Annotated in this window: 6 protein-coding genes; all 6 read left to right on the forward strand. The window is 74.2% G+C overall.

The window, feature by feature from the left end; genetic code table 11:
* The first annotated feature begins 4 nt into the window (after positions 1 to 4).
* The 6 genes from ACZ7NC_RS12240 (at position 5) to ACZ7NC_RS12265 (ending at position 13,824) form a co-directional block, all read left to right on the forward strand.
* Positions 5 to 2,629, forward strand: coding sequence for a hypothetical protein (locus tag ACZ7NC_RS12240; RefSeq protein WP_471487352.1), 2,625 nt, complete (start codon positions 5 to 7; stop codon positions 2,627 to 2,629).
* On the forward strand, positions 2,622 to 4,331 hold the full coding sequence (locus ACZ7NC_RS12245) for a hypothetical protein (RefSeq protein ID WP_471487354.1): 1,710 nt from the start codon (positions 2,622 to 2,624) through the stop codon (positions 4,329 to 4,331). Before ACZ7NC_RS12240 ends, ACZ7NC_RS12245 begins: the two co-directional genes overlap by 8 nt.
* The gene (locus ACZ7NC_RS12250; RefSeq protein WP_471487356.1) at positions 4,328 to 4,879 is read left to right on the forward strand and encodes a Pycsar system effector family protein; all 552 of its coding nucleotides are present in this window, start codon (positions 4,328 to 4,330) and stop codon (positions 4,877 to 4,879) included. The genes ACZ7NC_RS12245 and ACZ7NC_RS12250 overlap by 4 nt, the downstream gene beginning before the upstream one ends.
* Positions 4,880 to 5,079: 200 nt before the next feature.
* Positions 5,080 to 7,377: a VWA domain-containing protein gene (locus tag ACZ7NC_RS12255; protein ID WP_471487358.1), complete on the forward strand. Its 2,298-nt coding sequence runs from the start codon at positions 5,080 to 5,082 to the stop codon at positions 7,375 to 7,377.
* Positions 7,378 to 7,516: 139 nt separating this feature from the next.
* Positions 7,517 to 11,098, forward strand: a complete 3,582-nt coding sequence (locus ACZ7NC_RS12260) for a tubulin-like doman-containing protein (protein WP_471487360.1) — start codon at positions 7,517 to 7,519, stop codon at positions 11,096 to 11,098.
* Complete coding sequence (locus tag ACZ7NC_RS12265) at positions 11,095 to 13,824, forward strand: hypothetical protein (RefSeq protein ID WP_471487362.1); 2,730 nt, start codon at positions 11,095 to 11,097, stop codon at positions 13,822 to 13,824. The genes ACZ7NC_RS12260 and ACZ7NC_RS12265 overlap by 4 nt, the downstream gene beginning before the upstream one ends.
* Positions 13,825 to 13,878 lie beyond the last annotated feature (54 nt).

Here is a 13,878-nt window from a genome sequence, read left to right on the forward strand (position 1 = left end):
CCGGGTGAGCGACGACGAGCAGTCCGGCGGCGCGGCCGACGAGGCCCCCGAGGAGCCCGGCGCAGGACGGTCCTCCGACGACGGCAAGAAGGGCGGGGACGACAAGAAGGACGGCCGCAAGGACGGCCGGAAGGACGGCAAGAACGCCCGGGACGACCGCAAGCGGGACCGGGACGACGAGGGCAGGTCCGACGACGAGAAGTCCGCCGAGGACGACGAGGCGGACGAGGAGAAGGAACGGGAGAGGGAGCGCGAGCGCGCCGCCGGGCGGTTCAAGGAGCGCACCCGTGACCCCCTCGCCGACGACCAGGGCGAGGACGGCCCCACGAACCTCGCCGCCGCCGCGCGCACCCGCCGGGCCACCCGGCAGCTGTTCGACGTCCATCGGGACCTGATCAGCTTCGCCCACTCCCGGCTGCAGAGCGCCCACATCGGCGACAACATCAACCTCCTGCTGGGCGCCCGCCCCGGCGCCGGCATGCGCAGCGGTCCCGTCCCCGAGGAGGAACTGCGCAGGCTGCGCAGGGCGCATGTGGCGCCGGAGGGGTACGTACGACTGCGCAACGCGCTGCGCGCCCGCCGGCTGCTGGTGCTCGGTGCCGCGCCCGGTACGGGACGTACCAGCACGGCGCTCTCCCTCCTGGACGAGGTCACCGCCTCGGCGGCGAGCGGCTCGGACGCGCAGCCCGCCGCGCGCGTCCGCCGGGTCGATTCGGACGGCGGGATCCGGCAGTTGGCCGAGACGCTCGACGGCGAGGGCGGCCAGGCCTGGCACGGCACCGGCCATCTGCTGTCCCTGTCCCTGTCCAGGCCGGACGCCCGGCCCCCGGACGAGATGGACCTCGACGAACTCGCCGCGGCCCTGGACCGCCGCGAGGCCTTCGCGGTGATCGTCGTCACCGTCGGATCGGCCGCGAACCCGCTCCTCGCCGGGCGGTACGGCATGCTCTGCCCGCCCGCGCCCACCGAGGAACTGCTCGCCACCCGGCTGCGCGAGCGGCTGGAGGAACGTACCTCCGAGGCACGCGAGGACGACACGTCCCTGGACGAACTGCTGGCCCGCGCCGAGGATCTCGCGGCCGGGGACGACATCACGGACGCGGTCGGGCTGGACGATCTGCGCCCCGCCGAGGCCGAGTTGCTGGCGTCGCTGCTGGCCGGGCACGTCCTGGGGGACGTCACCCACGACGAGCTGCTGTCCGGCTGCCGCAGCATCGCAGCCGAGCAGGCCCAGGAGTGGTTCGCCGGGGTGGACCGGGCCCTGACGGCCCTTCCGGCCGAGCCGGAGCGGGCGGACCGGGGCGCGGTGCGCTCGGGGACGGCGACGCTGTTCCACCCGGTGGCGTTCCGGATCGCGCTGGCCGTGCTCGGCGGGGCCTCGCACAGCGCCGTGGCCGCCGCCGCCCACCTGCTGACCTGGGAACTGTCGGTGCAGTCCGACCCGGACAACACACCGGCCCGCCCGCTGTTCTGCGACGACCCGGAAGCCGACGTGGCGCTCTCGCGCGCCGAACTGACCGACGGCAAGGTCGAGGTGGACGGCCACGACGTCCCCGCGCGGCTGATCTTCTACCGGGGTTCCGCCCTGCCGTCCGCGGTGCTGACCGAGCTGTGGGACCGGCACTTCCCGGCGCGGGCGCCGGTGGTGCGCTGGCTGCGGCTGCTGGCGGACGATCCGCGCTCCCAGGTGTGGATGCGCGCCGCGGTCGCCGCCGGGGAGCTGTGCGTACGGGACTTCGACCACGGCTACACCGAGCTGGTACGGCCGCTCGCCGAGGCCACCACCAACCGCCGGCTGATCTTCGCGGCCACCACGCTGGACCAGGCGGCCGGTCACGCCTCGCACCGAAAGACGGTGCACAAGCTGGTCGGCGACTGGAGCAGAAGGGGCACCCCGTCGCAGCGCTGGACCGCGGCGTGGGCCCTGGGCTACGGCAACGCCGCGGCCACGATGGACGACACCCTGGACGCGCTGGCCCGGATCGGGGTCCGGGACGAGGGGGAACTGGTCTCGGTCGCCTCCCACAACGTCGTACGGCTGCTGGTGCTGCCGGACGCTCCGGAAGTGCTGGCGCGGATGACCGAGTGGACCCACCACAAGCGCGAGCCGTACCAGGACCTGGGCCTCGCGGCCACCGTCCGGCTCGCCCTGACGACGGTGGACGAACTGCTGATGGACCCCGACGCGCTGCTGGACGAAAGCGGCTCCCCGTGGGGGGACCGCGGGGACTGGCCGGTGTCGCTCGCGCTCGCCGCGATCCGGCCGGAACTCGTCAAGCCGATGGCCGACTTGATGTGGACCGCGCTGAACACCGCGCGGTCGAAGGACGTGGCGATGGACGCCCTGGAGGAGCTGCTGCGCTCCGCCGAGCGCAAGGACGGCACCGACTGGACTCGCCCGGGACTGGCGGCCCTGCTGCCCGCGCTGACGACCGAGGAGCACGACCAGCGGCGGCTGGACTGGCTGCTGCGCCGAATGATGAACGACCCGGAGAAGCCGCTCTCCGAACCGAAGGCGCGCGACCTGTGGTGGCTCGCCGTCGAACCGGAGGAGAGGCCGCGCCGGCACGCGCCGCGCCCGGACAGGCCGCGTCGGGACAGGACGCGCGAGGAGGAGAGGTATGGCTGAGAACGAGGACGAGGCGGCCGGCGCGGAAGAGGCGGCGAGCACCGAATCGGCGGCGCCCACGGGCCCGTTCCTGCGGGACTTCAACACGCTGACGGACGGATTTCCGCGGGTCAGTCCCCGGTCGGCGCTGGTGCAGTTCTACCGGAACGGCGGCTACACGGTCAGGCGGGCCTCTGGTGTCCAGCACGTCGACAAACCGGTGCTGGCCCGGCCGCACAGCATCTGCGAGATCGCGCTCGGCACCTATGTGACACCGCTTCAGATGGAGCTGCCGGCCGCCGGTGCCACCACCTTCTTCAAGGCCGAGGTGGACATCGAGTGGTCGGTGACCGATCCGCATCTGGCCGCCCTCGAGGTCGTCACCGACGTCGCCAACCGGCTCACCTCCCCGATCCTGGAACGGCTGCGCGAGGTCACCACCACCTACCGGGTGACCGAGGCGGAGCAGGCGAACCGCGCCATCACCCGCGAGTGCGCGGGCGGTCGCTGGGCCGACCTGGGCTCCGAACTCGGGCTGCGGGTACGGCTGTACGTACGGCTGCGGGTGGACGACCGGACCATCGAGCACGCGGACGAGGAACGGGACGCGCACGCCCAGGCCAAGGTGATCCGGCTGCGGCAGGAGTCGTACCGGCGCATGCTGATGGGCGGGGAGCTGGAGCAGCTCAGCTTCATGCTGGCGGCCGACCCCGAGGGCGCCAAGGACTTCCTGGAGCAGATCCGCCAGGAGGGCAGGCAGGACGAGAAGGAGCGGGTCGCGCGGCTCTTCGCCATGGCCACCCGAGGTGAACTCGCCACCGTCGACGTGGAGACACAGGTCCTGAACCTCCTCAACCAGGGCACCGGGCGCCCCATGGTGGGCCCCATCGGCACGGTGCCCGCCCGCAGGCCCCGGGAACTGGAGGCGTCCGCCGACCGCCCGTTCAACCCGGAGTGGGCATCGGACGAGCCTCCCAGACGCCCGTCGCACCGGACACAGCCGCCCCGGGGCGAGGGCGACGGGTACGGCGCCGACGGGCGGGTGAGCGACCGGCGGGGTTCCGCCCGGCGTACGTCCGACCGGGACCGGCCGTACCCGGGAGACGACGCCGACTACGACGAGCCGGGCACCCGCGGCCGCCGCCGGGGCCACCGTCCCGAGCCCTACCCGGCGGGCGACCCCGAGCCCGACGATCCGCGCGCACCCGCCCGGCGTCCCGCGCACCGGACGGACGCCTACGACCCGCGTGACGACGCCGAGTTCGACGAACCGCGCGGCGCCCGGCAGCGGACCTACCGCCCGGAGCCGTACTCCCCGGGACCGGCCTCGGAACCGGACTACGACCACGATCCGCGCTCCCGCGACGCCCGCCGCGCGTACCGGCCCGAGCCGTACCCCGTAGGACCGGCCTCGGAACCGGACCACGACGACGATCCGCGCTTCCGCGACCGGCGTCCGGCCTACCGGCCCGAGCCCTACCACCCGGACGACGGTGCCGACTACGACGACCGCCGCACGGGAGCGCGGCGTCGGCCGCGGCTGCCCGAGCTGGACGCCGCGGAGCCGGACCTCGACCGCGACGACGATCCGCGCTCGGCCGGCCGCCCCCGGACCTACCGGCCGGAGCCCTACTACCCGGACGGCGACCCCGGCCGGGAGCCGCCGCGCCGGCGCAGGCGGGCCGAGGACGACGGATGGTCCTGGGCGGAGGAGGACCGATGAGCGACGACGGCGGGACCCGGACCTCCCCCGACCCGGTCGTGCCGGTGCCGGACGGGGGTCGGCACTGCACTGACCGGGCGGGGGAGCGCATCGCGGAGCGGCTGCTGACCACGGTCCGGGAGGACCTGGGCCGCGCCGACTCCAAGGCGGCGGTGCTGCTCTCGGGGACGCTCGCGCTGCCCGCGTTCCTCGCCGGGTGGCGCGGCACCCCCGCCTGGGACGGGCCGGGCGACGTGATGCTGGTGCTCTCCGGGGTGCTCTGGGCCGTCGCGGTCGCCGCGCTGGTCGGGGCGCTGATGCCGCGCACCGGCACGGTCCGCGGCGGGGACGCGGTGACGTACTTCGGCGATCTGGTGGCGTCCCGCGACCTCGCGGGGCTGTCCGCCCGGGTCGGCGAGGCCGGGCGCGACCCCGCCACGTGGCTCCTCGTCCAGGCCGTGGACGTCAGCTCCATCCTGTCCGCCAAGTACCGGGCCATCCGCTGGGGGGTGGGCTCGCTCGCCCCCTCTGCGGCGCTGGCCGTCGTCTGGGGGCTGACCGCGGGCTGATCCCGGACGGCGCGCGCGACACCGGTGTACCACCGCGCGTACGCCAACGCTCCATCGCACATGACACCGGCACGCACCAGGCACGACGCCGGACGCGTCACCACATACACGTCACAAGCACCGGCAACAGCGTCGAGCGCTACCTCAGCACAAACCTCAAGCACCGACTTCACGCAGACCAGAAGACCAAGGGGACGGCCGTGGGAAGAGTCACGGGAAGACGACAGACAGGAAGGACCCGGGTCCGCCGCGGCGCCGCCTCGGTGCTGGCCGGCACCGCGCTGGTCGTGTCCCTGTTGGCACCGGCCGGTCAGGATCCGGTGCCCGCGGCGGACGCCACATCGGCGTTCCCGGCGGTCAACTACGCGGTGGCCGTGGACGAGTCGGCCAGCCTCGCGCCCGAGGACATGAAGGCCGAGACGGCCGCCGCCAAGCGGATCGCGCTGGGCGACGTGTCCTCGTCCTCGCAGGTCACGGTGTTCGGCTTCGCCGCCGCGGAGAAGCCCGGCCAGCGCGTGGTGGACCCCGTGTGCCCGCGCACCACGCTGGACGCGGCGGGCCGCGAGGACGTCGGCGGCTGCGTCGACAAGCTGCGCAAACGCAAGGAGAGCGAGGGCACCGGCACCGACCTGCCCACCGCCATCCGGCAGGGCGTGGACGACCTGACCGACGGCACCGACGCCTCGGTGCCCCGGGTGCTGTTCCTGCTGACCGACGGGAAGATGGACGTCGAGGACAGCTTCAAGTACGGCGACCCCGCGCACCGCGCGGCCGAGGGCGAACGGCAGTTGAAGGAGGCGCTGGAGGAGGCCGCCGCGCAGAACGTGCAGATCTGGCCGCTGGGCTTCGGATCCGACCCGGACAAGAAGCAGCTCGACCAGATCGCCGCCGGCGGCTACCAGAAGGGCTGTGTGGAACTGCCCTCCGCGTCGCCCAAGGCCCACAAGGTCGACGGGGCGAAGGACGTCGGCACCACGCTGGAGCGGATCTTCGCAGCCGCCCACTGCCTGCGCCACGAGGAGGGCCCCAGCAAGCGGCCGCCGGCCACCCTGGAGATCGGCATCTCGCCGCTGGCGACCGTCGGCAGCATCGTCGTCGACAAGGGCGACCCCGAGGTGAAGATCACGTACTTCGACCCGGCGGGCGACAAGGTCCCCACCACCTCCGGGACGTTCAAGAAGTCCCGCTTCGAACTCGCGGGCGGCACCGGCACGGTGGAGGCGCTGAAGATCGTCGACCCGCTGCCCGGCGTCTGGAAGGTGAAGGCCGAGGCCCCGGAGGGCCACCGCTCGCTGCCCGTCGCGGTGAGCGTGCTGTGGCAGGGCGAACTGCGCGGCGCCATCACCATGGACCCGCCCTCGCCGCAAGCCGGCGAGAAGGTCACGGTGACCATGCGCCTGCAGACGCGCGAGGGCTACGAGATCAAGGACCCGCGCGACTACGAGGGGCTGCGCGTGCGCAGCGAGCTCACCGGGGACGGGTTCTCCGCGCTGGCGCTCGACCTCGCCGACGACGGCAAGGGGGCCGACCCCGACGCGAGCGACGGCTCCTTCACCGGCACCGTGACCATCCCGCAGGACGCGGACGGGGCGCTGACGGTGAGCGCCACGCTGACCGCCTCGGGGCTGAGCGCCGACACGCGCAGCGAGACCGGTGAGGTCGCCCCCGGTGAACTGCCCGTCAAGGCGTCGCTCGAACTGCCCGACGGCGACACCAACCCCGGCGGCACGGTCACCGGCACCCTGGACGTCAGCAACACCACCGACGCCCCGCACACCCTGCGGCTGTCCGTCGCCGACGTGAAGGACGGGCCGCTGTCCGTCGAGCCGAAACAGATCACCCTCAAGCCCGGTGAGCGGGACACCCGCAAGGTCACCGTCCGGGTCTCCCCGGCGAGCGCCTTCGGCGACCGGCTCGGTGACGGCCTTGACCTCTCCGGCACCTTCACCGTCGTCGACACCACCGACGACGACCGCACACTCGAACGCGCCCCGGTCTCGGTGCACGTCACACCGAAGCCCGGGATCTGGGACCAGTACTGGTGGGCGTTCGTGGCCGGCGCCGTCGCCCTCGCGCTGGCCGCCGCGGCCGTCGTCGCCCGGCTACGGCTGCGCAGGCGCCGGCGGGACCCGTTCGGGCTGGTGCTGCAACTGGTCGCCGAGGACGGCACCGTCCTCAACGAGCACCGGGCCGGACACGGCAACAACAAGCAGTGGTACGAGTTCGCCGTCGCCGAGGCCCATCGCAGCCCGCGGATCGAGCGGCGCTCGCACGGCCCGTACGCCGTCCGGCGCAGGCGTGAGGGCGGCGCGGTGGTCCGCAAGGGCGGCAGCCGCATCACCCTGCCCGTCCACGGCCAGGTCCAGCTGACCGACACGCTGAGCCTCGCCCTCGGCGGGGGCCCGAGCCAGGGACCCCGTCCGCCGCAGGGCGCCTTCGCCGGTGGCAGCGACCCGAGGCCCCCGGGCCCGGGCAGCACCTACGACGAGTTCCTGTGACGCGCGGGGCGGGGCCGCACACGTCACCCGCGGCCCCGCCCCACCCACCGCACCGCCGCGCGGCCGTCCCGCCGCGCGGCAGCACGGACGTACCCAGCACAGACCTGCGGCCCGTCGGCCGTGAAGCGGGGAGGAAACCATGAAGATCTTCCAGCCGATGCTCTTCGTCGGCCTGGGCGGCACCGGAGGCCTGGTCGGTGCCGAGCTGGAACGCAGACTGCGCGCCGAACTGTGCGGTCCCGACGGCATGGCGCTGAGCAGGCAGAGCGGCCATGCCCCGTTCCAACTGCCCGACTGTCTGCAGTTCGTGTACGCGGACTACAGCGAGAGCGACCTCCAGCGGCTGCCGCAGTTCAACGTGGACCCGTCGCTGCGGGCCGCGTACGCCCGTACCTCCCGGGCCACCCACAACCTGCTGCCGAACTTCGACGCCTCCCCGGAAGTCACCAAGATGCTCCGGGCGGTGCTGCGCGACGAGGTCGCCGACTGGCTGCCGCCGCGCATCGACGAGCCGAAGGTCACCCCGCTGCACGCGGGCGCGGGCCAGCTGCCGACCGTGGGCCGGGCCGCCCTGTTCGCCACCCTCAGGCACGGCCTCGGCCCGGTCCTGGAACCGCTCCTCCAGGCGATCGACGCCATCGCCAAGGCGGGCGGCGAGCTGAGCGAGCTCGGCGGCGGCAAGGTCAACGGCTGTGATGTGTTCGTCGCCTTCTCGGTGGCCGGCGGCACCGGCGCCGGGATCTTCCTGGACTATCTGCACCTCATCAACTACGCCTTCCAGCTCCGCCGCTTCGACGGCGTGAAGATCTACCCGCTGGTCGTCATGCCGTCGTCGTTCTCCTCGGCGACCGGCGGCGGCCGCGAGGCCGAGCTCAACGCGGCGCGGGCGCTGGTCGACCTGTTCCGGCTGGTGGACACGCAGAACGCGCCGTCGGAGGGCCACGAGATCGGCGATCTCGACCAGGAGCTCGGCCTCGGCATCCGCTACCCGGGCATGACCCCGATCCGGCTGCGCACCGGCATCCTGCCCACCGCGTTCCTGTTCAGCCCGACCGCGGGCATCCGCGCGGACGACCTGCGCCGCTCCATCGTCTCCCTGGTGATGTCGCTGATCGGCACCGAGCTGGGCGACGGCAGCTCCCGGGGCCGCAAGCTGGCGGCGGACGACGACTTCCAGACCTTCGCCGCGAGCTTCATCAACCGGGGCGTGCAGCGCAGCGCCGTGTCCCCGACCGGGATCGGCCGGCAGGGCGTCTCCACCAGCCTGGTCGCCTCCATGACCGCGCCGATGGACCAGCTGGCCGACCTGGTGGCCGGGCGGCTGCTGCGGCTCGCGGTCACCGACCTCGTGGCGCAGCCGCGGGCCGCGCTGCGGGACGAGGCGGTGCCGATGATCAGGCAGCTCTTCGCCGACTCCAACCTCGAAGAGCTGTGGGAACGCAGGCAGTTGCCGGTACCCGAGCCCGATCCGCTGCCGCGCGGCGGCAGGAACATCGAGCAGGCGCTCGGCGAACGCATCGCGGACATGCAGCGCCTGCTGTCCGACCTGCGCGCCGAGGCGGAGCGGTCGGCCATCACCATGGCCGACCGGTTCGCCCCGCGCCCCGCCATCGACAAACTGCTGCAGACCGTCGACCCCTTCCTCGCCGAACGCACCGTCAGGGGCGTCCCGGACAGCGAGGAACCCATCGCCCGGCTCGGCTTCCTCGGCATGCTGGACCACCGTGCCCGCACCCCGCAGCGCCCGGCCGGGGTGGCCGAGCAGCCGCCCAAGATCCCCCGGATCAAGGGCCTGCTGGGCGGCATGGCGCCGGCCCGCTGGGGCGACGACGACGTGCAGGCCGCCATCCAGGAGCAGGACGCCTGGTACCAGTGGCGCTGCCGGCTGGTGTGGCACGAGGCCTGGCGCGAACAGCAGATGCACTGGCAGCCCCAGGCCGACGCGGCCGGCACCGACCTCGGACGGCTGGTGGGCGCCTTCCGCAGGCACAGCGACCAGGAGAACAAGACCGCCCAGCAGAAGGCCCACGAACTGTACGAGGACCGCACCGGCATCTCGTATCTGCTGCCGCCGCAGCGCAACCTCAACCACTTCTACGAGGACGTCGTCACCCGGCTGGTCCGCCGCGAGGGACTGCGCGAGAACGAGGACGAGGCGGCGCTGCTGCTCAAGCTGGTCGACGGCGACACCTGGCGCCAGGTCCACGCCCAGAGCCGGCGCGACCCCGAGGGCTCGGTGGCCCGGGTCAAGGGGCAGCTGGAGGCCCGGATCACCCGGCTGTTCGCGGAGAGCGGGGCGCATCTGGAGGAACGGCCGCTGCTGCCGTCCATGGGCACGCTGCTGGCCGCCGCGGCCGGTGACGCGGACGCCAAGGACCAGGTCAGCAAGGAGGCCCTCGATCTGTTCGGCCGGAAGCTGACCGGGCTGCTGCCGGTCGGGTTCACCCCGGAGGGCACCGGCCTGCTGCGGGTCCTGGTGACCCATCCGCGGGTGCAGGCCGTGGAGGAGGTGCAGGAGTTCCTCGGCAAGACGCTGCGGCTGCCCTCGGACGCCAAGAACTCCGTGGAGTACCGGGGCGTGGAGAGCGACTCGATCACCGTGGTCCTCTTCCGCAGCGAGATGAGCCTCACCCAGGTGCCCGAGGCCCGCAAGGTGCTGCGCCAGTGGGCCCGCGCGAAGGACTCCGAGCAGGCCCAGGACGTACTGCGGTGGCGGCAGCGGCTCGGCTACCGGGACAGCTGGATGGTCAGCGGCGAGGAGGACCGGCGGGTCATCCTGCACCGCCTGCTGTGCTGCATGTGGAACGGCCAGGTGGACGTCGTCGACGGCGACCCGGCCTCGCCGGACCGGATCCGGCTGCGGCTGCACCCCGAGAAGGGCACACATGTCCCCGGTGTGCGGCTGCGGCTGGGGGACTTCCCCGGCGGCGTGTCCAGCTGGGCCGAGCTGCTGCGGTCGTACGAGCGCTGGACGGTCCTGGACGACGAGCGGATCGTCGAGGACTACTGCCGTGAGCTGATGGGCGCTCAGCCGACGGGCCTCGCCCGGGCCGGCAGCGAACCGCATCCGCTCTTCGTCGACCTGGTCGAGAAGGTCGCCCCGCGCCAGCTGGAGCTGCTCACCGAGCGCCGGGAGCGGGGCGGCGAGCGGGTCGAGGGCTGGGTGCGCCCGCTGTGGGAGTTCTGGGCGGAGACCCTGCCCGCCGCCCTGGACACCGAGTTCGGCGACCAGCGCGCGGTCCAGCCGACCCTGCGCACCCTGCTGGAACACGTCCGCGGCGGCACCCCGACCGACCCACGCACCCGCGAGGGCTTCTCGACACCGCGGCGTCCGGCACCCGATGACGACGACTGGGGCACGGCACCGGTCGGACCGCGCGGCGGCTACGACGACTACGACAGGCCGTACGGCGACGAGCGCGGCGCGGCGGACCGCGAGGACCGCGAGGGCCGCGAGGGCCGCGAGAGTCGCGAGAGCTGGGGCGCGCGCCGCCAGGGCGAGCCCGGGCCCCGCTCGGGCAGCCGCCATGACGAACCCGACGACGACTACGGCGGCTTCGGCGGCGACCGTCGCCACGACGCCTACGACGACCCCGACCGGGACGACCGCCGGAACGCGGACGGCCGCGACGGTCAGGACGGTCGGCGGCGGCCGCCGTGGGACGACGACGAGCCCGGCGGCCCGGGTCGGCGCAACCCCTGGGACGGTGACGCGCAGTGAGCACGCCCGAGTCCTTCGGCACCGTCATCCACCTGGACCTGCGGGCCGGGGCGGCGGCGCTGCACAACCCGTCCGCCCTGCGGGCCCGGGTCGCCCAGGAGCTGGGCCGGGCCGGGCTGCCGGAGCCCGACGACCCGCTGTTCCTGGTGGTCGACACCCCGGCCGGGCTCAACGACCACCAGACGCAGTACGAACTGCTCACCGGCTACCGGGCGGTGGGCGAGGTCAGGCTGCTCGTGCTGCTCGTGGGCAGCGCGCCCGGCTCGTTCGCCGGTGAGGAGGGGGACTTCCAGCCCGACCGCCGGCTGCTGCGCCCCTCCGTGCTGCGGGCCACCGGCAGCGGGCTGCTGTGGGCCGGTGATCTGCGTTCCGCCCGCACCGCGCTGGAGCAGCCCGCGCCCGACGACCCGGACGCGCTGGCGGTCCTGGTCGACGTGCTGTCGGTCCCGGACGTCTACCTCAGCGTGCTGGACAGCGTCCAGGCGCTGCCCGAGGCCGTCGCCGCGCCCGGCGTACGGCTGCTGGAGCAGGACCTGCCGCCGGAGGTGCGCGACCGGGCCTGGCGTGACGCGCTCACCCGGTTCGCCGGCGCCGACGACGACCTGGCGCCGGACGTGGTGCTGACCGCCTCCTCCGGCGCCGATCTGCCGGAGCCGCTGCGCGGGTTGGTGGCCGGCCGGGGCGGACGGGACCTGGGGCACCGGGAGCCCGGCGGCATCGCGGACGACGCCCACCGCGCCTGCGCGGACGCCCTCGACTACGCCGACGACGCGCTGGCCGGGCTGCGGACCCTGCCCGGCCTGCTGCGGGCCTCCCGCCGGGAGACGTTCGAGGCGGAGGTCGAGCAGGCGCGCAAGTCGCTCGACGAGTACCGGGACCTCGTCGCCACCGCCCTGCGCGGCGGCGGCACGGCACCGTCCGCCGCCGAGTCGGCGACCCGGCTGGCGGCCCTCGGGCTGCGGGTGCCGTCGGCCGAGGGCATGGGTGAGCGGATCGGCGAGGGGCTGCGGGAGTTCGCCCTGAAGCTGCTCGGCCAGGGGCTCGCCCTGCGCTCCGTCGCCCAGCGCTTCACCGGACTCGCCGGGCGGGTGGAGCCGCTGCCGGGCTCGGCACTGCTGCCGAAACTCGGCCCCCACTCCGCCGAGGCCGTGGCGCGGCAGACGACAGGAGCGGCCGGCACCGAGGTGCCCGGGCTGCCGGTGGCCGGTCCGCTCGCGGCGTTCGGGGCGGGGGTGCTCGGCGCGCTGTGGTCGGGGCCGTTCCTCGCCCTCGCGGTGCTGGTGCCGCTGCTGTTCCTCGGCATGGCGACGCTCGGGGCGGCCCGGCTGCGGGGTGCGGGACGCCCCGGCCGCTGGGCGGTGGCCCCGAGGGTCGCGGCGCTGAGCGGTGCCGCGATCGGGGCGGGCGCGGGGTACGCGACCGAGCCGCCCGTCTGGCTGGGCACGATCGGCCTGCTGGTCGGCCTCGGCATCGCGGTGGAGACCGTACGCCGGCTCTGGCGGGCGGCGGCCGCCGCCTGGGCCCCGGCCCACACAACTGCCGTACTGCGCCAGGCCCTTGACGGTCTGGATGCCCTGCTGGCCGAGGCGGTCCGGGAGCACTGGGCCGTCGAGGAGCGGCTGTACTGCGCCGACGCCGCGCGTTCGGTCGCCGGGATGCTGCGGGCGACGGCGGCCGCCGCCGAGGCCGAGGCGGTGCCCGAGCGCGCGCGGCTCACGGCGGCCGGGGTGTCCGGCACCTTCGGCGCGTCCGGCGCCGCGACCCACGCCGAGGACGACTGGCTCTCCAGCGACCCGGACATGGACGGGGACGACGTCTACACCGGTTCCGGTTCGGAGGACGGCGAGACCGACTGGGCGAGCGTGTACGCCTGGGAGGACGAGCCCGCCGAGGAGAAGGAGGAGAGGAACGCGGAGCAGGGGCGGGAGAAGAGCTCCGACGGCCTCTGGGGGAACCGCCCCAAGGGGGTTCCGCGGTGGCTGGAGCGGGAGAGCGGGGAGGGCGGGCCGGAGCTGGTCGCCACCCTGTCCGCCGATCTGACGGACGCCGCGCTCGAAGCCATGAAGCACTACTGGGGCGCCGTCGAGCGCGGCCAGGCCGGCGCCCGCGCCGTGCGGCGCACCGAGGAACGGGTCCGCGAGCTGCTGTCCACGGCCCGTCATCACCTCCAGCACAACGGAGTTCTGGCCCCGCCCCCGTTCGCCGCCGCGCGCCGCGTCCGCGCCACCTCGGCGAACCTGCTCGGCACCGACCCCTACGGACTGGCCGAACTGGTCGGCGCGGACGCCGGCCGGCAGGCCGTGGTGCAGCTGTCCACACCCGAGCAGGGCACGCTGCTCAGCCGCGACCCGGAGGCCGCAGTGTGGCTCAGGTTCGCGCCCCGGGCGGTGCGCGACGAGGTCGAGAAGTCCTGGCGGGCGAGCGGTTCGGCACATCCGGAGGACGTCCTGTGGACGTCGTCGGGCCGCTACGCCGGCCTGGTCCGGCTCACCCCGTTGCGGATCGGCGTGGTCCACACCGTCCGCTCCCGGCACGGCTCCGGCCCCGACGGGACGAACCCGTACGACCGCACGGACGCGTACGAGAGGGCTGATCGGGACGAGGCGACGAACCCCTACGACTCGGATTCGTACTCGGATTCGTACGACCGTACGGACTCCGACGACTGGCTCGCCTCGGACGACTGGACGCGTTCCGCCGACCGGGAGGACGGCGAGCGCTGGTGATTCGCAGACCGCGTCCCGGTCCGCCGCGCACCCACCCGCACGGCCCTGTGCACA

This window comes from Streptomyces sp. NPDC111802 (assembly GCF_055634335.1).